We start from the raw sequence: 21,360 nt of genomic DNA, 5'->3' as shown, positions 1-21,360 counted from the left end.
ATGTCAGATCGGCAGAACGGCCTTGGCCGCCACGCCCGAGGGCACCGCGCGGCCGAGCTGGCGGACACGCACGGAAATGTGATCCCGCAAGGCCGGGAAATCTGTGAGTTCGTCTGCGGCGGGGTAAAACCACACGGGTTCTGAAACCTCCGCCACGCGCCGCACCGTCTCGCCGTCCAGCACCTCGACGCGATAAAGCTCGAAGGGCTCGTCCAGCGGGATCTCGCTCGCATCCCAGCCGTCGGCCTCCACCCGGCCCCGACGTTTCCACCTGAACAGCACGCCATCCCCGCGCCGTTCGGCGGAAAGATGGACCGGCGCGAGCGGCGTCAGCGCCCGCAAGCCTCCCTCGAAGGCAAAAGGCCCGCTCATTGCGCCCGCCATTCCCGCAGCTTCCGCGATCCAGCTCAGGCGTCGTCCGCGCTCGCTCGCGGCAAGACCCAGCGGCTGCACCGCCTGATCCAGAACCACCGCCGGCGCCCCCTTTGGCGCGCCTGCGGCCAGTGCGTCTTCCGTGCCGGCCAGTCCCCGCAGGAGAGAGGAAAGCCGCCAACGTGAGGGTGCGATTTCTTCGGCCTTTGCGAAAGCGACGATTTCCCACACGCCGTTTGCGGCCTTGATGGCGAGACGGTTCTCGCCGTTCAGCACCGAAAGCTCCGCGGCCGACGACACTTCACCGAAGGGCAGATCGACGAGGATGGTGTTTTTCCGGTCGAAACGGCCGGGAGGGCCTGATATCAGCGGCATTGCCAGCGCGCCGATCATCGCCGGCCGGTCAAGCAGAACGCGCCGCCGGTAACCTTCCCTGCCCGGCGACGCGGAAATGATGATGGGCCGCCAGGGCTTTGCGAGGGCGGCAATCCGCGCCGAATCCTCCGGCGCGGTGCCGTCATGGCAGGGAAGATCGAGAAACAGTACCTCGGGCGCGAACCCTTCCGCACCGCTTGCGGCGTTGCTGCGCCGTTCCTCCGCACCACCAGCGAAAACCGAAAAGGCGGCGGAAAAGGCCCGCGCCTCCATCTGCCGCACCGCGCCGTCCTCAATGCGGCTCACCAGAAACCGCCCGGAAGGCGCTTGCGGAAAGGCGCCTTCCGGCAGGCGGATGCAATCGCCGGGTTCGATGGTGATTTCAGAAGGCGGCAGGGCAAAGCGCAGGCTGCGCTGCGCCTGCCGGTTGTCGCGCAACAGCGCCTCGACCGCCGCCTCCGCAGTTTCCGCAGGCAGGGCGGCGTTGAGATCAAGCCGCATGACCCGGCTACCGGCATTGTCGATGCGGCGGGACCTTGCACTCCCCTGCTCGTAATCCAGCGCCGGGTTGAAAGACGTCAGCACGGCCTCTGCCGCAAAATCGCTGTCATGGCCGCGACTTTCCGACCAGAGCGGCTCGTCCTCCAGATCGGCCAGCACGGCAATATCGCGGACCGGCAAAACCGCCGTGTTACGGGAGCGGAAGCGCAGGGTTCCGCCATCTTCCGCCACATCCACCTGGAAAGCCGCCATCAGCGGCTCCAGGAGGTTGCGGGCCGAGGTCACACCGCTGACGGCGGACACGTCGAAGGCGGAAAAGCCGTGATCGGTGAGGATGGCGGCGATGGTATCGGCGAGTGTGGCCGTTCCCAGCCGGCCATTCAGCCAGTGGCCAGTGCGCCAGTTCGCCCCATCGCTCCATGCCGCGCCATTCTGCGGAAAGGCGGGAAAAGGCCGTGCATCCCAGGTCCACAGATAGACCCTGTCTGCATCGACCATCGCTGCGGCCTCACGCCAATGGTCGAGATGCGCCTCGAGAAACCGCCGCTGCTGGCTGTCGGCGCGGCTTCGGCGGGAGAAATAAGGAAAGGCGTTTTCCGCCGATTTCGGATCGGGAAAGACATTGGGGCGTGTCGCGCTCTTGTCCACCGCCGGGCAGCCGAGTTCGGTGAACCAGATCGGCTTCGAGCCCGGCACCCATGCGGTCGGCGTGGATTTCTCCACTCCCCGCACCCGGCCGTGATGGAGGTTGCCCCACCAGTTCCTGATATCCTTGTAGCGGAACACCCAAGGCTTGCCCTTCAGCCCGTCCGTAATCGGCGTGCGCCGCCGTGCTGCGCGGTCTGCGTCACTGAAATAATACCAGTCGAAGCCCTCACCTGCCGTGATGGCATAACGGAATGCGGCGGCATCATCCGGGCCGGTCATGCCATCGGGACTGCCGTTCGCGGCATCCTCGTCACGCCAGTCAGAGAGCGGCATGTAATTGTCGATGCCAACAGCATCGATCTCAGGGCTCGCCCAGAGCGGGTCGAGGTGGAAGAACACGTCGCCCGAACCATCTGCCGGCTGGTGGCCGAAATATTCGCTCCAGTCCGCCGCATAGGTCAGCTTCACCGCCGGCCCCATCACGGCCCGTACGTCGCCCGCCAACCGCACCAGTTCCTCGACAAAGGGAAAGGCATCATTCTCGTCTCTCAGCGCCGTCAGCCCGCGCAGTTCCGAGCCGATCAGGAAGGCATCCACCCCGCCCGCCCGAGCCGCCAGCGCCGCATAATGCAGCACCATGCGCCGGTAACCTTCATGGCGATTGCAGAAGGCGGAAACCTGCGTCCGTGCGCCAGCGCTGCGATCCGCAGAACCGGCCCTGCCGGGTGCGGGAAAGCAGGTGATGCGCCCGCGCCAGGCATAAGCGTCCTGCTCGCTTTTGCCATAGGGGTCGGCAAGACCGTTATCGACGGGAACATCCATCATCACGAAGGGATAAAGGCACACTCGCAAACCCCGCGCCTTGAGATCGGCGATGGCCTGCAACACGCTTTCGTCGTTGGGTGTACCGCCATAGGCGGGACCGTCGCCGTGATGGCTGACGAGATGCGCCTCGCCGCGCGAAAGGCCGGCGACGGACCATGGCATCGTTTCCCCATCCCGGCCGTCCACCTCCACGCCGGGCAGAATGCGGCATTCACCCACCCGCATATCCGTGCCGAACCAGCTCACCACCAGCGCCACGCTCTCAAGATTGGGGCAGAGCGCCTGCAATTCGTCGATTGCCGCCTGCCAATCCGTCGCGGCGGTCAAACCATTGCGGTTCATGATGCGGCTTTGGCCGATGCCCGTTCGTTCGGAAACCTGCACGGTGGCGTAACCATGTTCCGTTGCGCCGGGGATGATGGTGATGGCGCGGATGGCTTTTTCCAGCCGTCCGACAGGCCGCACCACTTCGAACTGCATCAGCGGAATGCGGTTGCCATAAGTATCGAGCGGCAGGCGTTCGAACACCACATAGGCCAGTCCGCGAAAGGCCGGCGCATTGCCCGCCCCCTGCTTCGCCTCGATCAAAGGATCGGGCAATTGTGTCTCGCTGCCGGAATAAAAACGCATCTCGATGGCGCTCAGGTCCAACTCCCGCCCATCGGCCCAGACACGCCGCACCATGGCCGCCTCACCTTCGCACAGGCCGATGGCGACATTGGCAAAATAGCGAAAGGTTTCGACCTTCGGGCCACGGTTGCCCTTGCCGCCGCGGCGCTCCACCTCGATGCTTTCTTCAAAACGCGTCGCCCAGATCAGCGTGCCGCCGATCCTTGCGGTGCCATAAAGCCGGCTGATCGCCGCCCCCTCATCCGCCCCCGGAATGCGCGCCGTCGAAAGACGCGCGCCCGTTACCGTCCGCCCGTTCGAAAGCAGCGTGCGGTCGATGGCATTGCCCGCCAGCGCCCCGGCCGCCCGGCCGATCATTGCGCCCAAAGGACCGAAAATGCCGCCGAGCGCCGCACCCGCCGCCTGAAAAACGATTGTCGCCATGCTCGCCTCGAAAAACTCAGGGATCGGGAAAACGGAAGATACCGGCGATGCGCCGCCTCCAGCCCGGCACCAGCGCCGAACGCACCACCGCCGCCTGTTCATAGGCATGGATGAAATGCTGTGACCCGGCCAGAATGCCGAGATGTTTGGCCGCCGCATCGGCCCGCCAGCGAAACAGCAGCAGGTCTCCCGACCTTGCCTCTTCCATGCGAGGAACCGCCAGAAAATGGCGTTCCGCCGCCGCCATCAACCGGTCCTCGCCGCCGCGTTCAGCCCAATCGGGCGCATAGGGCGGCGGCAATTCCGGTTCGTGGCCGTAAACGCCGCGCCAGATGCCGCGGATGAGGCCGAGGCAATCGCAGCCGACACCCTTCAACGAGGCCTGATGCCGATAGGGCGTGCCGATCCAGCCTCCGGCGAGCGCCAGCACTCTTTCGCCGGTGTCGCTCATGGAAACAGCGCCCCACCGTCATGGCTCTCACCGCCGCTCGCATAGGAATAGGCGAAATCCGCCCCCGGCAGATGCGGGAAGCCCCGGAAATTCAGATGATTGGTGAATTTCGCCCGGCAAGTGGTGAAACTCTTGTCGCAGCCGGCGGTGACAGAAAACGTGTCCCCCGGCGAAGGCAGCTGTTCCGGCGGCAGCCAGAAGGACAGATGCACGCCGCCGTCACGCCGCTCGTGGCCATCGAGGTCGAAACTCTTGGCCGCCAGCAGGCCAGCCAGAAAGCGGAGCTTTCCCCGGCTGAAAAAACCATCGGCAAAGGCATCGAGCCCTGACACGAGCAGGCCGCCCGAGGCATCCACCGCCGCTAGGCTGCCATGACCGCTGAGCGGCCCGAGATCGACACCGCAACGCCTGTCCCCGAGTGCGGCATCGCAGCGACGCCCATAGACCCTGCCCTGCGGCTGGCCGAGGCGATGGGCAAGGCTGCGCAGCTCGGCGCGAAACGCCCCGCCAGCCCGTGTCACCTCGCCAATCTCGCGCATGTTCAGCAGCATATGCTGGTCAGGCGCCTGCCAGTTGACGAGGAAAAGCTCCACCCTCGCACCATCGAAACGCCCGGCGGCCAGATCGTCTTCCGCAATCGCCTCGCTCGAAAAACCGCCCGCCACCTCCCCGGCACTCGCGCCCAGCCCCATTTCGCTGTCGCTGTCGCTGGCCGAAAAGCCGCTGGCGGCAAGGTAGGAGGTGCCGCGGAACACGATCATCTCATCATGATCGGTAAAACCGATCGTGACGCCATCCTTCAGTGTCACCTTCCAGCAATGGCATGTGGTCGTCGCATCTCCCTTGAGATGCTCGGCAAGGGCGGCGGGAATGGTTTTCATGGCAGGATTTCCATCAGTGGAATGGAGGGAATGCGGCCCGCCTGGAAAACGGTCAGGTTTACGTCGATACGGTCGATCGCGAAACGGACCGGCACGTCGAATTCGAAACCGGCACGGATTGCAGCGCCGGCAGGCGGCACCCACCCAGCCCGGAAGGTCACCATGCCGGTGGTGTGATCGACCGAGATAGCGGCCGCTTCGGCCTTCACCCCCTCGACCGAAACAATGACCGAACCCTCCGCGGGTTTATCGATCCGCCGCGTGAAGGAGCCGCCGGCATCGGCATAGGTCTTCAGCAACTGAAAACCCGCCGTCACCCCATCGCCGGTACCAATCCTCTGATCGGTCGAGGCAGGCGTCTCTACCGGCGGGCAGGATTTGAAATCCACGGGATCGCGAAAACGAAAGCCGTAAAGCTCACCGCGCCGCGCCTCGAAAAAGGCGAGCACCTCATAGAGATCGGCGACGGAGCGGATGCCGGATCCGGCGTCATAGCTGCGCCTGGCGTTCCTCCAGCGCTGGTTGCGGCTCTCGCGGCCATTGGACAGGTTGACGATATCCGTCCGCCTCACCGGCCCGCCGCTGACGCCGAGCGCGAGCCGCAGCGGAAAGCGCACTTCATGAAATGCCGCCATGTCGTTGTTCCTGGATTCTTTTCGATGGTCTGGGAAAGTGAGCGCGCGTCACAATCCGCGCTGGCCGCGCCCGACGCTGCGCGCCAGCATGGCGGCGATCTGGCCTTCACTTTTGCGGAAGCTTGCAGCATCCGTCGCCGTCACGTTAAAAACGATCTGCGCCCCGCCGCCGCCCGCAGGTGCGGCAACACCGAGGGCGCCATCCGAACCGCGCTTCAGCGGCAAAATCGCTTCCGCCCCCGCCTCGCCCATCAGGCCAAGCCCGCCGCCCATCGGAAAAAAAGCGGGGCTGGAGACCCCCCCGCCATCAGCAAAAGGCGTGATGCTGCGCCCCGGCACCCCGCCATCGGCAAAGGCGAACAGCGAACCGCCGCCGTTCAACAACCCGCCGACGGCATCGCCAATCATGCTCTCCAGCGGTTTCAGCCCGGCCGAAAGCGCGATGCCGGACAGCCGTTGGCCAAGCCCACGCAACACATCGTCCAGCCCCTTGCCGCCGGTCGCCGCCGCCTGCAGGGCCGAGGTCAGGGCCGCACCGAACCGCTCGGAACGCCGCTCGAGATCACCCATCACCTCCGAGAGCGCCTCCGCCTCTTCCCGGTTCTCCGCAATCGATCTTTCGCCCGTCATCGCGCTTGCCTTTCTGATTCAAACCGGAGCCGCAAAATTTTGAAATGCCATTCGTTTTTGAGATCAACTCACCCATCCGGAAACTGCCGCATCATCCCCTCCATGGCCTGACGGTCAGGGCCGCGCGAAACGGCGCTGCCGCCCGTCATCGCGAAAAATTCCCTCGGGGTCATCATCCAGAAGGTTTCGGAGGAAAGCCGCAGCAGGAAGAGGCCGGTATGGATCACCGCGTCCCAGGGGAATGGGCGCGGCGTCGCCTCGCCTGCTGCGGCACTCAAGGGTCCGGTGGCGTCTCGCCTTTCAAACCGCCGAAAGTCGCGGTCAGAAGATCGGCAACGATCGCGGCGTGGCCGGCAATGCCGCCTTCCACCGTGGCGGCGGCCACATCCTCGTCGGAAAAGACGTTGCCCGCGCCGCGCAGGCCCGCGCCGATCACCCGGATCATGTCCACCGCCTTCATGCGCCCGCTCGCGAAACGTTCAGCGAGCGCGGTGAGGTCATCGGCTTCAAAGGCGGTTTCGAGTTCGGCAAGAGCCCCGAGCGTCAGGCACAGGATGCGCCTTTCACCGTCTATCAGCGCTTCTATCTCGCCGCGATGGCGGTTCGCCCGCCCGTAACGCAAACGCTCAGGCATCATAGCACTCCGAATGTGAGAAGACCGGCCGATTCCAGCGCGATCTCGAATTGCACTTCGCCATCGTGGCGGCCGGAATATTCGAGCGCGACGATCTGGAAGGGGCCGGCAATAGAGCCGAAATCGGGAATGACGATCTGCCAGCCGGGAATGCTGCCCGCAAAAAATGCGTCGCGCACCAGCGCATCGCTCGCCTGGTCCTTGAAGATGCCGGAGGCCGTGAGCGATGCCCGCTGCACGCCCGCGCCGGCGAGAAGCTCGCGCCAGCGCCCGGCGCTTTCGGCATCCGTCACGTCGACCGCCTGCGCATTGAAGGCCAGCCGTTTTGTTCTGAGCCCCGCCACGGTCGCAAAGACACTGGCATTGTCGATCTTCAGCAGCAGGTCCTTGCCCTTCTGCGCCACCATGTTGTTTCCTTTCATTTAAATTGCGGTTGCGGGGGTGCAGCGGGCCTGCTACCAAATGGTTTCCCGCACCTCGCACCCCGCGATCTCACCATGTCCGACGCCGCCTCCATGACGTCCCGCGTGCGCCTTATCGGCGTGCTGGCGCTTGGGCAGATCATCAGCTGGGGCAGCGGGTTCGACATGCTGGCCATTCTGGCGCCACGGATCGGCGGCGAACTGGCGATCGGCAACGAGATCGTTTTTGCCGGCCTCACCATCATGATGCTGATCAGCGCGCTTTGCGGCCCGCTGCTGGGAAGAATGCTCGTCCAGCGCGGCGCGGCGCCTGTGCTGGTGGCCGGCTCAGTACTCTTTGCCGCCGGCTTTGCCGTGCTCGCCTTTTCGGGCGGTGTCACAAGCTATCTTTTCGGCTGGGCCGTAATGGGTCTGGCCGCAACCTGCGGGTTGACGACGGCGGCCCATACCGCCGTGGTGGAGCGTGTGGGTGCGGAAAGCGGCCGGTTGCTGACGCTTCTGATGCTGTTCACCGGGCTTTCGGGCGCGGTTTTCCTGCCCGTCACCGCGCTGGCGGAACAGCATCTCGGCTGGCGCGGCACACTTCTGCTCTATGCCTGTCTGCAGCTCTTCGTGCTTCTGCCGCTCTATTTCTTCATCCTTCCCGACCGTCCGCCCCGCAAGGAAGCGAAGCGGCAGAAAGCCGACGCCCTTTCGTCCACGCCAGTCGATACACGCCGGGCTTTTCTGCTTCTGGCGGCCATGACGACGATCAGCGCCTTTACGACCTTCGGCCTGTCGCCGCTCCTGCCGCTGCTGCTCGTTCAGGCGGGCGCAACGCAATCACTTGCCGTCCAGCTGGCATCGGCGCGCAGCCTGCTGGCAATTACGGCGCGCGGGCTGGATTTCCTGCTTGGGAAACGCGGCAGCCCCTTCCTCACCGCCATGATCGGCTTCTGTCTTCTGCTCGTGTCGCTGCTGCTGTTGCTTGGCTTTGCCCCGGCCATGCCGGCTTTCATCGGTTTCATCATTTTTTTCGGTTTCGGCGCCGGTGTGCTCACCGTCAGCCGGGCCGTGCTGCCGCTGGCGGTATTTTCCCCGGAGGAATATGGGCTGCAGGCCGCGCGTATCTCCCTGCCGCAGAACCTCGCCATTGCCGTTGCACCTGTTATTTTCACGCTGGCGCTGGATCGCGGCGGGGTGGCGGCCATGCTTGGCGTCGCCGCCGTGCTGATCGCCATTTCGTTTGTGCTCCTGATCGTCCTGTGGAAAACCGTGCGCAGGCAGAACGCCTGAAACGGCACTACTCCGTCACCGCCCTGAAACGCATCTCGATGATGAAATTCCGGGTCTTCGCCTCGCGCCGCGAGCGGCTGGAGAGAAGATGCAGATTGACGAGAGAGACCCCGGCAATCGGCAGCGCCGCATCATCGAGCAGGCTCATGACACGAGCGGTGATCTCTCCCGCACCCTTGCGGCCATTGGCATCGCTCCATATCTGCAGCGACAGGAAATGTTCCTCGGCCTTTTCCGTGGCGGTCGAATAATCCCTGCTTTCGAGATCATCGATAACGATGCAAGGCAGAACCGCGCGCGGCAGAAGCCGGTCGACGATGCCGCCGGGGATGAGCGCCGTCAGCACCGCATCGCCGGTCAGTCGCGCGAAAATCGCCTGCAGAAGCGGGTTTGCGGCGCTCATCGGCTTTCCTCCTCGCAACGGCAGACGATGAAGCGACATGTCTCATCCGGGTCCATCACCGCCCGGATCGCCAGAATGCGGCGGCCCTTGCGAAAGCGCATGCCAGCAATGATGTCAGCGCGGTAAGCCAGCCAGACGCGGTGGGTGATCGTCACGCCCTCGGCCGAGGCCCGTTCATGGGATGCCTCCGAAACGGGTTCGATCGCAGCCCAGAGCGACCGCAGGAAATTCCAGCTTTCCGCAGCACCACCCTGCCCGTCCGGCGTTTCGGTCCGCACGTCCAGTTCCAGCCGCGCCGTCAGCTTGCCGGGATCGAGAAAAACAAGGTTCATGTCTCAAAGCCCCAGACGGCAGAAGGGCGCAACCAGCCGCTCGTAGCCGGCGGGAACGGCCGCGGGCTGGTTTTCCGGGGCGACAGCACCGCGAAAGGCGAACATCTGTGCCACATGCATCAGCATGGCGCGTTTCAGCGTGTCGGGCACATCCGTTCCCGCTTCGCCGTAACCGGCAATGAAATCGATCTCGATGCCGTTCATCGCCCGGCCGGGAGCCGGCGGATCGCGCAGCCACAGCCTCGCCGGCCGCGCCGCACCGTCGAGCAATTTCTCCCCGGCGGTGATGTCTGCCGAGCGCCCCTCTCCGTCAAAAACCAGAATCGTTTCGATGGCTTGCACCGGTGTCCTGCCAATCAGAATCACGCCCGTCTGCGGCCACCGGTCGAGATAAAGCCGCCAGGTCTGACGGAGGAGGCAAAGCCCGCTCGTGCGTTCCAGATGCTCGCGGGCGGTGCGGATGAGCGCGGCAAGAAGCGCGTCCTCGTCGCCGCTGTCGAGGCGCAGATGCGCCTTGACCTCGGCAAGCGTCAGCGGCTCCGCCTGCGGCGGATGAATGAGGGCGTAGGTCATGGGGTCTCCGGGATGACGGCAATTACAGGCTGGATAAGCGAGCGGGTGCAACGAATCTCTTCTCCCCGAGGGGGAGAAGTCCGCGGCAGCGGGATGAGGGGGCGACGGTAGAGATATTCCGCAATGTTGCCCCCTCATCTGCCCTTCGGGCATCTTCTCCCCGGCGGGGAGAAGAAAGGGCCGCAAGGTCGGCGGTCAATTCACCCCGAATTTCACCAGCTTGATCGCCTCGAAATTCTGCACGCCGCCGCCCACACGCTTGGTGGTGTAGAACAGCACATAGGGTTTGGCCGAATAGGGATCGCGCAGGGTGCGCACGCCGGTACGATCAACGACGAGATAGCCGGCGCGGAAATCGCCAAAGGCGATGGCAAAGCTGTTGGCCGCCACATTCGGCATGTCTTCCGCCTCCGTCACCGGGAAGCCCATCAGCGAGGCCGGCTGGCCGGCGGCGGCGGGCGGGTGCCACAGATAGGCGCCGCTCGTATCCTTGAAGCGGCGCAGCGCCCCTTGCGTCTTGCGGTTCATCAGGAAGGTGCCGTTCTGGCGGTGGCCGGCCTTCAGCGCATAGACGGCATCGAGCAGCACATCCATCGGCCCGGCGGAAGCAAAGCCGGCCGAAACGCCGGTCGCGACATAACCGATGTTACCCCAGCTCCAGCTATCATTGGCGACGGTGGTATAGGAGAGGAAACCCTTGGGCTTGCTGGCGCCATCGCCGGCGATGAAAGCGGCGGCCTCCTGTTCGGCGAAAGCGATGTCCACCTCGGAAGCAATCCAGGCCTCGATATCGACGGCGGCATCATCCAGCAGGCCCTGCGTGGCCGCCGGCATGGCGTAAAGCTCCATCGTTGGAAAGGAAAGCTCGGCAAGCTGCGGCGTTGCCGTCTGCGGTCGTGCCGCCGTTTCGGAGACCCAGCCGGTCGTCATGCCGCCGGGCGAGAAGGGTTTCTTCAGCACGGCGGCGGAAACCTGCCGCACGGTTGCCAGTGCGCGGATCGGCGAAATCGCCGTCATGCGCCGGCCGATCTCGCCATCCGTCTCGCTCGGCAGCAGGAAGCCGCCATCGGCTCCGGTCGAGCCGGCAAAAGCCTTCGCCTCCAGATCGCGCAGCGCGCCTTCCTCACCGCGGCGGATATAGGCCTCGAAAGCGGCCTTGTGCTCCTCGGCATCGTGGGAAAGCGCGTCCTTGCGGCCAAGCGCGGGGCGCGCCTTTTTCAGCGCCAGATCGTCCATGATCCGGCGGTTGTCGTCGAGCGCCCTGTCGATACGGTCGAGCTTGTCGCGGGTCACGACATCTGCCCCCATCTTGCGCTCGATATCGGCAAGCCGCTGGTCGTTGGTTTCGCGGAAGGCCTCGAAGGCCTCCATGAACTCATCGAAGGCGGCCGTCACCGTATCGGGCACGGCCTTCACCTGCGGTGCAACAGTCATCGGGGCCGGTTTCGTCATCTGTTCTGTCATGTCGTTTCCTTGTGGGTGATTGTCCGGAAGTCAGCGTTTGAATGCCGTGTCGAACAGCGAGCGGGCAGCGCGACGCATGTTGCGCACCAGCTCGGTCTCGCGGTCGCGGAAGAAGCGGGCGTGCTTGACGTCGGAAACTCGCGCGGACGGCAGCATCGGGAAGGTCACGACCGAAATTTCCCAGAGATCGGCCTCCAGAATGCGCCGGACGCCTGAGCCCGCCGCCTTGCCGGAGCGCCCATCCTTACTGGAACGCCCCTCTTTACTCGAACGTACGGTGCGAAAGCCGATCGACAGCCCGTCCAGCGCGCCGGTCTTCATCAGCGAATGCACCTCGCGGGAGCGGGCGACGCCGGGCGCGAGGACGCCCTCGACATAAAGGCCGCGCTCATCCTCGCGGATGGTGCGCCAGGCACCGATCGGCTCGGCAGGGTCGTGCTGATAGAGCATGCGGATGCCGGCCGCGCCCCGCTCCTCGATGGAGCGGCGGAAAGCCCCGCGCTCGATGACATCCTGACCGAGATCGATCTCGCCGAAGACGCTGGCATAGCCGGAAAAGGTGCCGTCGCTGGTAATGCCGCGCAGCTCCAGATTGGCGAATTTGCGCGTGGCGGGACGCGACCCGCGATAAACGTGCATGGAAAACTCCTGCGATGTGAAGGAAGTGTCAGGCGCGCGGGCGGGCGCTGTAACGGTCGGCGATACGCACCAGCACGCCCAGCCCCCACCAGGCCCCCATGCTGGCGGCGGCGGACCCCGCCACCATGATTTCCCGCCCCGAAAGCGCGCCGGCAATATCGAGCTGCTGCACGATCCACAGGCCGATCGGCCCGCCGAAGATCATGCCGCAGGACACGCCGGTGATGAAACGGCTCGCAGCCTCACGTTTGCTTTTCGGCAGGAGGTAGACGAGCGACACACCCGCGCCCGCCACGGCGCCGGTGATGCGGGCGGCCCAGATGCCGGCCTCATTGGCGAATTCAGACATGGGTAATCATTCCGTTCTAGGATGTTGTTATCGGGCGGACGCGCCGCGTCGCACGCAGGCGCTTTTTGCGCGCCTGCGCCGGGTGATTTTGTGAGTCTTCGGAATCGCTTGTGCGGAAGACCTCACAGGGAGATTCCGCTTCTTCAGAAAATGATTGAACACGAGGCCGGGGCTTCGATCCCGCCGGGTCGGTGATCAATAACCGACGGCTTCGCGCTTTTCTTCGTCGCTCAGGAATGATGCCGCGCCGATGCGTGCCCAGAGCGCATCCCGCTCGCCGGCAAGCCCGGCAATCCGGTCGAGATCAGGTTCGAGCCTCAACCCCGAGCCGAAGACCGGAGAAAGCCAGCCGCAGAGCCTCGCCGCCGTGCGATAAACGAGCGGCAGGACGGTCAGACGATAAAAGGCGCGGTTCGCCTCCTGGTAATTGGCATAGGTATTGTCGCCGGGAATGCCGATGAGCATCGGCGGCACGCCGAGCGAGAGCGCGATATCGCGCGCCGCGCCGTTGCGGGCCTCCAGAAAATCCATGTCGCGCGGCGAAAGACCCATGGCCTTCCAGTCCAGCACGCCTTCCAGCAACAGCGGACGGCCGGCATTCATCGCCCCCTGATAACCTTCCTCCAGCTCACGCTTCAGCCGCTCATATTGCTCGGTGGAGAGATTGCCGCCTTCCTTCGGCTGGTAGACCAGCGCCCCGGAAGGCCGGGCGGAATTGTCGAGCAGGCGCTTGTTCCACTGGCTTGCTGCATTGTGCAGATCAAGCGCGGCCCCTGCGGAAGCGAGCGGCGCAAAACCCGCCCGGTCATCCAGCGGGTGAAAGAGTTTCAGGTGCAACAGCCCTAGCCCGTCGCGCTCGGCGGCGATGCGCCGGGATGCCCGGCCCTCGGCACGGTAATCAAAGGCCACCGGCCAGCCGTCCGATCCTTCGACGATGCTCACCCGGTCGGGCCGCAACAGATGCAGTTCACGCAACTGCCCACCCACCGTTAACGGCTCGATATAGGCATTTCCGGCCAGCATGAGGTGGCCATAAAGCGCCTCGAAAAAATCCGGCCCGCCCATATGGGCGCTCGGTTTTAAAAGCAGCGCCAGCAGCGGATGATCGGCCAGTTCCTCTTCGCCATCATAGAGCAGCCAGCTGACCGAGGCGGATGTTTCCGCCACCATGCGGGCGGCGCGGTGCGCCACCGGGTTTTTCATGAAACCTTCGCGGGCAAGTGCGGCATAGGACCGGCCGGACCAGAAGGCCTGCCCGCCCTGCACCGCCACCGCCATGAAGCCATCAGCCATTTTCCGGCTTTCAGGCACGGCTCTGCCATCCGCCGGGCGCTTGCGCGGCAGGGAAAAGGGAAATCGCATGGAGTTGTCCTTGTTTTGATGGCCGCTCAGACCTCTGGTCGGCCCTCATCCCTGTGCTCGTCGCAGGGATCCAGCCAGCCCAAGTCTTTGGGCTGAAAAGAGTCCTCTCGTCGCGCAGAGGCGCCGACTGGATTCCTGTGACAAGCACAGGAATGAGGGAGATGGGGCCTCAGCCCCACGACAAAGGAAAGGTTTGCGCCCGTTATCAGTAGACTACGTGCGGATGCGCGCCACCTTCGCAGGCGGAAGCGGACGTTACCGGATCGGCGCTTTCACCGCCGTATCGCTGTCGAAATCTGCGGCAACGCGGGTCTCGCGCAACGGCTTTACCGTGCGGGTCGAAAGATCATAGGCGGGATCGGCCTTGTAAGCCGCCCGCGCCGCCTCGTTTTCGAACTCGCCATAGACGATGAAATCGACCGAGTTGCCCCATTGGTCCTTCTTCACGTTCTCGCCGATTTCCAGTTTCAGCGAATGCGGTATCGCGGTGAGGCCGGAAAGCCCCTTGCGCACGGCGTCGCGGTTTTCCTCGGGAACGGTGAAAAAGACGATATGGCGGATCACGGGGTCACCTGTCATGCAAACTTAAAAAGGCGGCCTTTTCGGTACCGGGTAACGGGTTATCATCTGGCCCGCCCGGGTTCAATCCGGGCAGCGACAAGCGCGTGATGAAATGCGCGCCCGTAACCGCCTACAAGCCGCGCCCTGTCGCTGCCATTGATGATGGCCCGGGCACCATCCCAATCCTCGCGCCTGTCGCTGAAGAAATCTGAGAGCCTGCGGCCGGTGAAGCCGCCGCCCGACATGCCGTGAATCAGGATCGTGGTGGCCACCTCCGCCTCCATGGCCCGCTCCGGCCGCTCCAGAAGGTCAACGCCAGTCAGCGCCGACATGGCCTCGTAATTGCGCCGATGCGTCAGCTGCACGAAGCCGCGCCCCAGCCAGCTCTTACCCTCGGTGTCCGGCCGCCAATAGGGCTTGCGCACCATGGGCAACCTGCCCGCCGCAAAGGCGCGGTCGAGCCTTGTCATCGCTTCCGCGTCGCTTGCCGCCAGGGTTTCGCGCACGGGCTGCATGGTCGCTGCCGTCTCGTGAAAGGCCGTCGCCAGCATATAGGCGAGCCAGCGCGGATCGCCGCCCGGCATCGCCTTTTCGAACCCTGCCAGCATCGTTTTCGTGCCGGCAAGCTGGGCGGTGCGCAGGCGACCGCGAAAAATAGAAATCCGCGCCGACGCGAAGAATCGCGCCTCGTCATAGGCCATGACTGCTCCTGAAAATGATGGGCGATACGACGCCGGGTTTTTCCACATGACAGTCGCCGGAACTAAATCGATTTGAAAAAACCTTAATCGATTTTAATCCGCGCCCCGTGGTTTTGGGGTAAAAAATTCCTTGAATTCCGGAACCTTAGCGCGCTAACTCCATTCACCGCGCAATCCTGCAGCGTTAACCATTCAAGGAGGAATGCCATGACAGCGACAATCCCCCAGACCGTTTATGACCGGCTCGAAAACGAGTGGCGCCAGATGCGCGAAACCGGCTCCCAGCCGAAGCCGGCACAATCCCCGAAGAAGTAATATCCGCCAGACGCCCGAACTCGGGCGTTGACGGTACCCCGCTTTTCTTTTCCCCGCCGGGGAGAAGAAACAGGCGGCATCCGCTCGACCGGTAATTGGCTCTCATTCACGGGAGCCAATCGTTGCTGACCTCACATCCCCCGCACCTTCGGTTCACTCACCACCATGGTCGTCAACGCCGTGATCGCCCAGACGAGCGCATCCAGCCGGTCGGGCGAGCGTCCTGAAGAAAGACCATCCGGCCCGAAATCCGTCATCTGGTCTTCGAGCTTTTCAAACCGTGCGGCGTGGCACACCCTGCCCTGCTCGTAGAGTGCCGCAACCGGTTCGGCGCGGGTGAACTTGCCGCGGCTTGCCCGCACCAGTGTCAGCGGCAGGTTGGCGTCCACGCTCTGCAGCATGGCCCGAACCATCTCTCCGCCCTGATTGACTTCTGCAACGACCCGGTCCGCCTCGTGGCCGCGAAAGGCGGCGACCACGGCGCGGGCCCAGCCGGCCGGCGTTTCACCCTCCACCGAACAATCTGCCAGCACCGTAAGACGCCCGGATATGCCGAGCCCCGCCACGACAATGCCGCAGCAGGAATGTTCACCGGCACCTGCGGGCGGATCTACCGCCACGACGATGCGCGCAAGCGGTTCATGTCCCGCATCGATGATCGCTTCCAGATCGGCGCGTTTCCACAGCGCGCCCTCGCGCTCATCGATCAATTCGCCGCCGATTTCCTGACGCCCCAGCCGCGTGCCGCCGTAACGGTCCTGCATGGCTTTCAGAAAACCGGGCGAGAGATTCCGCGCATTCATCGCCGTCGGCATCCGCGCCACCCGTGTCGAGGGGTCGGCGAGAAGCGCCTTCAGCAGCGGAATGGGCCGCGGCGTGGTGGTCACCAATTGCCGGGGGACCTCACCCAGACGCAGGCCGAATTGCAGCATGTCCCAGGTTTCCTGCGGATATTTCCATTTGCCGAGCTCATCCGCCCAGGCCATGTGGAATTGCGGGCCACGCAGGCTTTCCGGGTCTTCCGAGGAAAACACCTGTGCCATCGCGCCATTCGGCCAGAGCAGCCGCCGGCGCGACACCTCGAAGGCGGGGCGATGGCGGCGGGCGATGCGGCAGATGCCGGAAATGCCGTCGATCATCACCTCGCGGGCGTCGCCCAGCGTCTCGGCAACAAGCGCGATGCGCAAATCCGACTGCTTGCCGGCGGAGGCGACATGATGCACCCATTCCGCCCCTGCGCGGGTCTTGCCGGAGCCACGCCCGCCGATCAGCAGCCATGTCCGCCAGTCGCCTTCCGGCGGCTGCTGCGGCAGGTTGCCGATGAAACGCCAGTCGCGCAGGAGGTTGAAGACCTGCGCCTGAAGGCGCGCTTCGGTCAAAACGTCCGCCATACCTCAGTCAGACCCCGCCGGAATGCCGGACGCAGCCATCGCCTCCAGCCTCTCGCGGCATTTCTGCTCGGCCAGCTCGTCGATGCGTTTGAGGAAATGCGCCACCGCCGCCTCATAATCCTGCGTATCGTTTTCATCCTCGCCCATCAGCGCTTGCCGCTCTTCCGCCAGCACCCGTTGCAGCGCGTCGATCCGCTCCAGAGTGCGGACGATGAGCGACAGCTGATCCGTTGCAACTTTCACATCGGCACGGGCCTGCTTGCCTTCCGGGCCGTCGGCGTCAGGCAAAGGCCCCGCCTCGCCCGACTGCCGAAGATTGCGATACATGCAGACTTGATCGCGCATCTCCTCCGTCAGCTCGTTCAGCAATTGCCGCAGACTGCCGTTGCGCGCCGCATCTTCGGCGGCCAGCCTGTCTGCCCGCGATTTGATCTCAGGCGCGGCCTCATCCGCATAAGCAGGCCTGTCCGGCCAGGCTCCGTAGAGTGCCGGGTCGCAATTATGAGCATTAGTCATCGGATTGGCCTGGGAGGGAAATGGAGATGAACATGGGCATGCGACGCGGTTCATTTGCGGGTGGTGCCTCACACAGCCCTCATTCCTGTGCTTGTCACAGGAATGGGGGAAGAGAGCAAAGCCTTGTTATTCGTAAAATCCAGCGCTCTTATATTTCTGAACCAACCGCGACCCAGCCGCAAATCTCCGACTGTAGCCAAACACTATCAAACCACCGTCACGCTGTAAAGGATTATTTTCCTATTATCGTGATTTTTGTCCTCACCACAGGATTTGCACCCTCGTCCGCCACATATTACACTCGATGCCAGATGGTGAGCAGAAGGGGCGAGTCAAGTTGGTGAAACAATGGGTTGGGCGGTTGTTTGCGGGCCTTTCGGCAACCGGCATCGTCTTTGGCGCTATTCTGTTCTGCGCCTCACTTACCCCGTCGCTCCTGCCGCGAACCTGGCTGATGCAGGGTGTGCTGTGCGGCTTTTCCTTTGCCATCGGTTATTTGATCGGTGTCGCCCTGCATGCCGTCTGGGCCTATCTCGAACTGCCCGAGCCCTCGCGCCACAATATGCGCGGCATTCGCTTTCTCATCGCGCTCGCCGCCGCCATCACCGCAATCGCGTTTTTATGGCAGGCGAAGGACTGGCAGAATTCCATCCGCGTTCTGATGGAGCTCGATCCGCTGCCCAGCGCCCACCCCACCAAGACCGGCGGCCTTGCCGTGCTGGTCGCCGCCGTACTTATCGGCGCAGGCCGGCTTTTCCAGCTTATCCGCCGGTTCTTTGCGGCGCGCAGCGGTCATTTCCTGCCGCGCAGACTTGCCAATGTGCTCGGCATCGCGGCAGCAATCGTCCTCTCATGGATGCTGCTGAACGGGCTGATCTTCGATATCGGTCTCAGATTTGCGGATTCTTCGCTGAAACAGGTGGATGCGCTGATCGAGCCTGACGTGCCGCGCCCTTCCGATCCGCTCAAGACCGGCAGCAGCGCCTCGCTGATGGCGTGGGAATCGCTCGGCCGACGCGGCCGCGAATTCGTCGCCGAAGGCCCTGATGGCGCAGACATATCCGCCTTCACCCATCGCCCGGCAAAGGAACCGCTCAGGGTCTATGCGGGCCTCAACTCGGCTTCGACGCCGGAAGAAAGAGCGGCCTTAGCGCTGGAGGAATTGAAACGGGTCGGCGCTTTCGAACGCAAGGTGCTTCTGGTGGTCATTCCCACCGGCACCGGCTGGATCGATCCGGAAGCGCTCGATACGGTCGAATATCTGCATGACGGCGATATCGCCAGCGTCGCCGTGCAATATTCCTATCTTTCCAGCTGGATCGCCTTGCTGACGGAGCCGGACTACGGTGTCGAGACCGCGCGTGCCTTGTTCGAGGCCGTCTATGGCTACTGGACCACGCTGCCGAAGGAAACGCGGCCGAAGCTTTACCTGCATGGCCTCAGCCTCGGTTCGCTCAATTCGCAGAAATCCTCCGATCTCTACGATGTGCTGGCAGACCCCTTCCAGGGCGCGTTGTGGAGCGGTCCGCCCTTTTCCAGCCCGACATGGCGCATGGCCACCAATGGCCGGGTGAAGGGCACGCCGGAATGGCTGCCGCGTTTCCGTGATTCCTCCGTCATCCGCTTCGCCAACCAATATACGACAGCCCATATGCCCGATGCGGAATGGGGGCCGATGCGGATCGTCTATCTGCAATATGCCAGCGACCCCATAACCTTCTTCGAGGCCGCCTCACTTTACCGGCGGCCGCAATGGATGGTGCATCACGGGCCTGACGTTTCCACATCCTTCCGCTGGTTCCCGGTGGTGACCCTGCTGCAGCTCGGTCTCGATGTCGCCGCCGCCACCACAGCACCGATCGGTTACGGCCATGTCTATGCGCCGGAACATTATATCGATGCATGGACGGAAGTAACCGCGCCGGGTGGCTGGAGCCCTGAGGAAATCCAGCGGCTGAAGATGCTCTTCAAAGCCCGCCGCGGTTCCACCGATCCGGCGTGAGCGCGGCGGGCTCGCTTGGAGCTTCAGCCCTTCAGCCGGTCCAGATTGTCGGCGATATAGGTCTCCAGTGAACGCGGAGCGTGGCCGGTCAACGTTTCGACATCGCCAGTCACCACGGCCGTCCAGCCTTCGCGCACGGGATAAAAGATCGAGGCGAGGAACGAGGCGTAGTCCTGCGGCACGCCCGCGCCGGTGAGAATGCCGATGAAGACCTCATCCGAAACGGCAGCGTAAGAAACCGGCTTGCCGATCGCCTGTGAAATGAGCGCAGCGGCCTCCCCGTAACCGAAGGCTTTCGGCCCCGTCAGGTTGAAAGCCTTGCCATTGAAGGCGTCAGAGGTCAGCGCGGCAGCGGCGCTGTCGGCGATATCGCGAACATCGATAAAGCTCGACTTACCCTCGCCCGCCGGAACGGCGATCTGGCCATGGTCGATGCCCGCCTTCCAGTAGCTGTGGAAATTATCGGCGAACCAGTTGGGGCGCAGGATGACGTGAGGCGTGCCCGAAGCGATGATCTTCAGCTCGATCTGGCGATAGGGAATGGAATCATCGGCATCGACGCCGAGGACGCTGAGGAACACGATCTTCACCTTGCGGCGCGCGGCCTCCTCGACAACGGGCGTCAGCGCGTCGATGGCATCCAGACGACCGCCAGCCAGGATGAGGAACAGACGGTCAACGCCATCGAAGGCATCCGCATAAGTCGATGCGTCGGTATAATCGAAACGCACACCTTCCGCGCCGCCCGTGGCGTTGCCGCTACGCGAGGCCGCCTTAACGCTTTCGCCCTTGGAAAGAAGCGCTTTCACCAGCGGCGTGCCGATGGTGCCGGTGGAACCGATTACGAGTATCTTGCCTGCCATCTCAAATCTCCGTAGTATCTAATGGAAACCATGTTTCGAAAACACAGGTACTGTGTTTACGAAATCATGAAAAGAGAGCACTTTTCGGTTATCTGGTATCCTCGCGGAAACCGGCATGGCCCTGAAACGACGGAACAAACCCATGGAACGTATCTATGACGTCTATGAAGACCGCTGCCCCACTCGCATGGTGCTGGACAGGATCGCCGACAAATGGGCGCTGCTGATCCTCGACCGGCTGCGGGTGGAGGCGGTGCGCTTCAACCTGCTGCGGCGGGAGATCAAGGGCATTTCGCAAAAGGTCCTGTCGCAGACGCTCAAGAAGCTCGAACGCGACGGGCTGATTTCGAGGCAGGTCTTTCCGACTGTGCCGGTGACGGTCGAATATTCGCTGACGCCGCTGGGGCGGACGCTGACCGACACGGTGGCGGCACTTGCCCATTGGGCGGAGGGCAATATCGACGCGGTGATGGCGGCGCAGAGGGCTTATGATGAGCGGGCGGTGGTTTAGGGTAAGGTCACCGTCCTTTACTTCCCTCATCCCTGTGCTTGTCACAGGGATGAGGGAAGAAGAAAGTATCGCGCGCACCCACCGGGCTTTGCGCCTGTCGCACTCCCCAAAATCCCTACCGCGAAATCCGCGTCGAAAGAATGATCGACGACAACGTCCGCTCCACGCCGTCAAGCGCGCCGATCCTGTCGATCAACCGGTCGAGGTCGAGGATCGAAGGAGCGGCCAGAATGGCGATGAGATCGAAGGTCCCGCTCACCGAATGCAGCGTCGTCACCTCCTTGATGGCGGCAAGTGCCGCCGTCACGCCGGGCAGCGCCTTCGGCGCGATGGTGATCAGCACATGGGCGCGCACCAGCCCGGAAAGATAGCTTTCCGAAAGCCTCAAGCCATAACCGGCAATCACCCCGTCCGCCTCCAGCCGCTCAATGCGGGCCTGCACCGTGGTGCGCGAAAGGCCGAGTTTGCGCGCCAGCTCTGCCACCGGCATGCGGGCATTTTCGGAAAGCAGGGCGAGCAGCGCCCGGTCCTTGTCGGCAATCGTCATAGTGACCAATCCTGTCGTCTAATTGCTCAATATTAACCATCTATCCGCACATAGTGAAGCTGCGAATCGTCAAAAAAAGCTGGCATTCTGTCTTTAAAGCGCATCCGGTGCGCAGACATGCGAATTTAC

General features: G+C 63.6%; 24 protein-coding genes. 3 read left to right on the top strand and 21 right to left on the bottom strand.

Annotated elements, in window-relative coordinates; genetic code table 11:
• Positions 1-3 precede the first annotated feature (3 nt).
• The 8 genes from ASB65_RS10860 to ASB65_RS10825 form a co-directional block, all read right to left on the bottom strand.
• Positions 4-3,774: a baseplate multidomain protein megatron gene (locus tag ASB65_RS10860; protein ID WP_060723974.1), complete on the bottom strand. Its 3,771-nt coding sequence runs from the start codon at positions 3,772-3,774 to the stop codon at positions 4-6.
• Between the two features lie 16 nt (positions 3,775-3,790).
• On the bottom strand, positions 3,791-4,225 hold the full coding sequence (locus ASB65_RS10855) for an NlpC/P60 family protein (RefSeq protein WP_060723973.1): 435 nt from the start codon (positions 4,223-4,225) through the stop codon (positions 3,791-3,793).
• Positions 4,222-5,106 (bottom strand): DUF2163 domain-containing protein, encoded by an 885-nt coding sequence (locus ASB65_RS10850; protein ID WP_060723972.1) that lies wholly within the window; start codon positions 5,104-5,106, stop codon positions 4,222-4,224. Before ASB65_RS10850 ends, ASB65_RS10855 begins: the two co-directional genes overlap by 4 nt.
• Positions 5,103-5,741: a TIGR02217 family protein gene (locus tag ASB65_RS10845; protein ID WP_060723971.1), complete on the bottom strand. Its 639-nt coding sequence runs from the start codon at positions 5,739-5,741 to the stop codon at positions 5,103-5,105. Before ASB65_RS10845 ends, ASB65_RS10850 begins: the two co-directional genes overlap by 4 nt.
• Positions 5,742-5,789: 48 nt before the next feature.
• Complete coding sequence (locus tag ASB65_RS10840) at positions 5,790-6,371, bottom strand: phage tail tape measure protein (protein WP_060723970.1); 582 nt, start codon at positions 6,369-6,371, stop codon at positions 5,790-5,792.
• A 68-nt stretch (positions 6,372-6,439) separates the two neighbouring features.
• Positions 6,440-6,649 carry a rcc01693 family protein gene (locus tag ASB65_RS10835; RefSeq protein ID WP_003509827.1) on the bottom strand — a complete coding sequence of 70 codons (210 nt, stop codon included), beginning with the start codon at positions 6,647-6,649 and terminating at the stop codon, positions 6,440-6,442.
• Positions 6,646-7,005, bottom strand: a complete 360-nt coding sequence (locus ASB65_RS10830) for a gene transfer agent family protein (RefSeq protein ID WP_003509829.1) — start codon at positions 7,003-7,005, stop codon at positions 6,646-6,648. Before ASB65_RS10830 ends, ASB65_RS10835 begins: the two co-directional genes overlap by 4 nt.
• Entirely contained in the window at positions 7,005-7,412 is a 408-nt protein-coding gene (locus ASB65_RS10825) for a phage major tail protein, TP901-1 family (protein WP_003509831.1), read from the bottom strand. Before ASB65_RS10825 ends, ASB65_RS10830 begins: the two co-directional genes overlap by 1 nt.
• 90 nt (positions 7,413-7,502) lie before the next feature.
• Here ASB65_RS10825 and ASB65_RS10820 point away from each other — a divergent pair, with 90 nt between their 5' ends.
• The gene (locus tag ASB65_RS10820; RefSeq protein ID WP_060723969.1) at positions 7,503-8,702 is read left to right on the top strand and encodes an MFS transporter; all 1,200 of its coding nucleotides are present in this window, start codon (positions 7,503-7,505) and stop codon (positions 8,700-8,702) included.
• A 7-nt stretch (positions 8,703-8,709) separates the two neighbouring features.
• On the opposite strand, the gene ASB65_RS10815 is transcribed toward ASB65_RS10820, so the two are convergent.
• The 11 genes from ASB65_RS10815 to ASB65_RS10765 all read right to left on the bottom strand — a co-directional run bounded on the left by ASB65_RS10815 (position 8,710) and on the right by ASB65_RS10765 (position 17,308).
• Positions 8,710-9,105, bottom strand: a complete 396-nt coding sequence (locus ASB65_RS10815) for a DUF3168 domain-containing protein (protein WP_003509835.1) — start codon at positions 9,103-9,105, stop codon at positions 8,710-8,712.
• Positions 9,102-9,437 carry a phage head closure protein gene (locus ASB65_RS10810; protein WP_003509836.1) on the bottom strand — a complete coding sequence of 112 codons (336 nt, stop codon included), beginning with the start codon at positions 9,435-9,437 and terminating at the stop codon, positions 9,102-9,104. Before ASB65_RS10810 ends, ASB65_RS10815 begins: the two co-directional genes overlap by 4 nt.
• Positions 9,438-9,440: 3 nt before the next feature.
• Complete coding sequence (locus ASB65_RS10805; protein WP_060723968.1) at positions 9,441-10,010, bottom strand: head-tail connector protein; 570 nt, start codon at positions 10,008-10,010, stop codon at positions 9,441-9,443.
• Positions 10,011-10,205: 195 nt separating this feature from the next.
• Positions 10,206-11,474 (bottom strand): phage major capsid protein, encoded by a 1,269-nt coding sequence (locus ASB65_RS10800; protein WP_060723967.1) that lies wholly within the window; start codon positions 11,472-11,474, stop codon positions 10,206-10,208.
• A gap of 30 nt (positions 11,475-11,504) precedes the next feature.
• On the bottom strand, positions 11,505-12,113 hold the full coding sequence (locus tag ASB65_RS10795; RefSeq protein WP_060723966.1) for an HK97 family phage prohead protease: 609 nt from the start codon (positions 12,111-12,113) through the stop codon (positions 11,505-11,507).
• Between the two features lie 28 nt (positions 12,114-12,141).
• Positions 12,142-12,462, bottom strand: a complete 321-nt coding sequence (locus tag ASB65_RS10790) for a DUF6107 family protein (protein ID WP_003509186.1) — start codon at positions 12,460-12,462, stop codon at positions 12,142-12,144.
• 195 nt (positions 12,463-12,657) lie between these two features.
• Positions 12,658-13,824: a phage portal protein gene (locus ASB65_RS10785; RefSeq protein WP_060723965.1), complete on the bottom strand. Its 1,167-nt coding sequence runs from the start codon at positions 13,822-13,824 to the stop codon at positions 12,658-12,660.
• Between the two features lie 255 nt (positions 13,825-14,079).
• On the bottom strand, positions 14,080-14,388 hold the full coding sequence (locus tag ASB65_RS10780; RefSeq protein ID WP_060724182.1) for a Dabb family protein: 309 nt from the start codon (positions 14,386-14,388) through the stop codon (positions 14,080-14,082).
• 59 nt (positions 14,389-14,447) lie between these two features.
• Positions 14,448-15,086, bottom strand: coding sequence for a hypothetical protein (locus ASB65_RS10775; protein WP_060723964.1), 639 nt, complete (start codon positions 15,084-15,086; stop codon positions 14,448-14,450).
• A 446-nt stretch (positions 15,087-15,532) separates the two neighbouring features.
• Positions 15,533-16,792 (bottom strand): DNA-packaging protein, encoded by a 1,260-nt coding sequence (locus ASB65_RS10770; RefSeq protein ID WP_060723963.1) that lies wholly within the window; start codon positions 16,790-16,792, stop codon positions 15,533-15,535.
• 3 nt (positions 16,793-16,795) lie between these two features.
• Positions 16,796-17,308 carry a hypothetical protein gene (locus ASB65_RS10765; protein WP_060723962.1) on the bottom strand — a complete coding sequence of 171 codons (513 nt, stop codon included), beginning with the start codon at positions 17,306-17,308 and terminating at the stop codon, positions 16,796-16,798.
• Between the two features lie 361 nt (positions 17,309-17,669).
• Here ASB65_RS10765 and ASB65_RS10760 point away from each other — a divergent pair, with 361 nt between their 5' ends.
• A complete protein-coding gene (locus ASB65_RS10760; RefSeq protein WP_060723961.1) occupies positions 17,670-19,310 on the top strand; it encodes an alpha/beta hydrolase in 1,641 nt (546 codons plus the stop codon).
• A 23-nt stretch (positions 19,311-19,333) separates the two neighbouring features.
• Here the strand turns inward: ASB65_RS10760 and ASB65_RS10755 are convergent, their stop codons facing one another.
• The gene (locus ASB65_RS10755) at positions 19,334-20,173 is read right to left on the bottom strand and encodes an SDR family oxidoreductase (RefSeq protein ID WP_060723960.1); all 840 of its coding nucleotides are present in this window, start codon (positions 20,171-20,173) and stop codon (positions 19,334-19,336) included.
• A 142-nt stretch (positions 20,174-20,315) separates the two neighbouring features.
• Between ASB65_RS10755 and ASB65_RS10750 the strand changes: the two genes are divergently transcribed.
• Positions 20,316-20,684, top strand: a complete 369-nt coding sequence (locus ASB65_RS10750) for a winged helix-turn-helix transcriptional regulator (RefSeq protein ID WP_003509204.1) — start codon at positions 20,316-20,318, stop codon at positions 20,682-20,684.
• Positions 20,685-20,799: 115 nt separating this feature from the next.
• Here the strand turns inward: ASB65_RS10750 and ASB65_RS10745 are convergent, their stop codons facing one another.
• Positions 20,800-21,231, bottom strand: coding sequence for an Lrp/AsnC family transcriptional regulator (locus tag ASB65_RS10745; RefSeq protein ID WP_052817598.1), 432 nt, complete (start codon positions 21,229-21,231; stop codon positions 20,800-20,802).
• Positions 21,232-21,360 lie beyond the last annotated feature (129 nt).

Source organism: Agrobacterium tumefaciens str. B6 (genome assembly GCF_001541315.1).
Lineage (GTDB): Bacteria > Pseudomonadota > Alphaproteobacteria > Rhizobiales > Rhizobiaceae > Agrobacterium > Agrobacterium radiobacter.
Note: the sequence above shows the minus strand (reverse complement) of the source record. Positions and strands in the feature narration are given on the sequence as shown.

Excerpts from the sequence above, each read along its gene's own strand:
- ASB65_RS10810 (WP_003509836.1), bottom strand. The coding sequence starts at position 9,437 with ATGAACCTTGTTTTTCTCGATCCCGGCAAGCTGACGGCGCGGCTGGAA.
- ASB65_RS10860 (WP_060723974.1), bottom strand. The coding sequence starts at position 3,774 with ATGGCGACAATCGTTTTTCAGGCGGCGGGTGCGGCGCTCGGCGGCATT.
- ASB65_RS10845 (WP_060723971.1), bottom strand. The coding sequence starts at position 5,741 with ATGGCGGCATTTCATGAAGTGCGCTTTCCGCTGCGGCTCGCGCTCGGC.
- ASB65_RS10800 (WP_060723967.1), bottom strand. The coding sequence starts at position 11,474 with ATGACAGAACAGATGACGAAACCGGCCCCGATGACTGTTGCACCGCAG.
- ASB65_RS10815 (WP_003509835.1), bottom strand. The coding sequence starts at position 9,105 with ATGAGCGCCGCAAACCCGCTTCTGCAGGCGATTTTCGCGCGACTGACC.
- ASB65_RS10770 (WP_060723963.1), bottom strand. The coding sequence starts at position 16,792 with ATGGCGGACGTTTTGACCGAAGCGCGCCTTCAGGCGCAGGTCTTCAAC.
- ASB65_RS10840 (WP_060723970.1), bottom strand. The coding sequence starts at position 6,371 with ATGACGGGCGAAAGATCGATTGCGGAGAACCGGGAAGAGGCGGAGGCG.
- ASB65_RS10785 (WP_060723965.1), bottom strand. The coding sequence starts at position 13,824 with ATGCGATTTCCCTTTTCCCTGCCGCGCAAGCGCCCGGCGGATGGCAGA.
- ASB65_RS10745 (WP_052817598.1), bottom strand. The coding sequence starts at position 21,231 with ATGACGATTGCCGACAAGGACCGGGCGCTGCTCGCCCTGCTTTCCGAA.
- ASB65_RS10820 (WP_060723969.1), top strand. The coding sequence starts at position 7,503 with ATGTCCGACGCCGCCTCCATGACGTCCCGCGTGCGCCTTATCGGCGTG.
- ASB65_RS10765 (WP_060723962.1), bottom strand. The coding sequence starts at position 17,308 with ATGACTAATGCTCATAATTGCGACCCGGCACTCTACGGAGCCTGGCCG.
- ASB65_RS10775 (WP_060723964.1), bottom strand. The coding sequence starts at position 15,086 with ATGGCCTATGACGAGGCGCGATTCTTCGCGTCGGCGCGGATTTCTATT.
- ASB65_RS10850 (WP_060723972.1), bottom strand. The coding sequence starts at position 5,106 with ATGAAAACCATTCCCGCCGCCCTTGCCGAGCATCTCAAGGGAGATGCG.
- ASB65_RS10755 (WP_060723960.1), bottom strand. The coding sequence starts at position 20,173 with ATGGCAGGCAAGATACTCGTAATCGGTTCCACCGGCACCATCGGCACG.
- ASB65_RS10750 (WP_003509204.1), top strand. The coding sequence starts at position 20,316 with ATGGAACGTATCTATGACGTCTATGAAGACCGCTGCCCCACTCGCATG.
- ASB65_RS10790 (WP_003509186.1), bottom strand. The coding sequence starts at position 12,462 with ATGTCTGAATTCGCCAATGAGGCCGGCATCTGGGCCGCCCGCATCACC.
- ASB65_RS10825 (WP_003509831.1), bottom strand. The coding sequence starts at position 7,412 with ATGGTGGCGCAGAAGGGCAAGGACCTGCTGCTGAAGATCGACAATGCC.
- ASB65_RS10830 (WP_003509829.1), bottom strand. The coding sequence starts at position 7,005 with ATGCCTGAGCGTTTGCGTTACGGGCGGGCGAACCGCCATCGCGGCGAG.
- ASB65_RS10855 (WP_060723973.1), bottom strand. The coding sequence starts at position 4,225 with ATGAGCGACACCGGCGAAAGAGTGCTGGCGCTCGCCGGAGGCTGGATC.
- ASB65_RS10795 (WP_060723966.1), bottom strand. The coding sequence starts at position 12,113 with ATGCACGTTTATCGCGGGTCGCGTCCCGCCACGCGCAAATTCGCCAAT.
- ASB65_RS10805 (WP_060723968.1), bottom strand. The coding sequence starts at position 10,010 with ATGACCTACGCCCTCATTCATCCGCCGCAGGCGGAGCCGCTGACGCTT.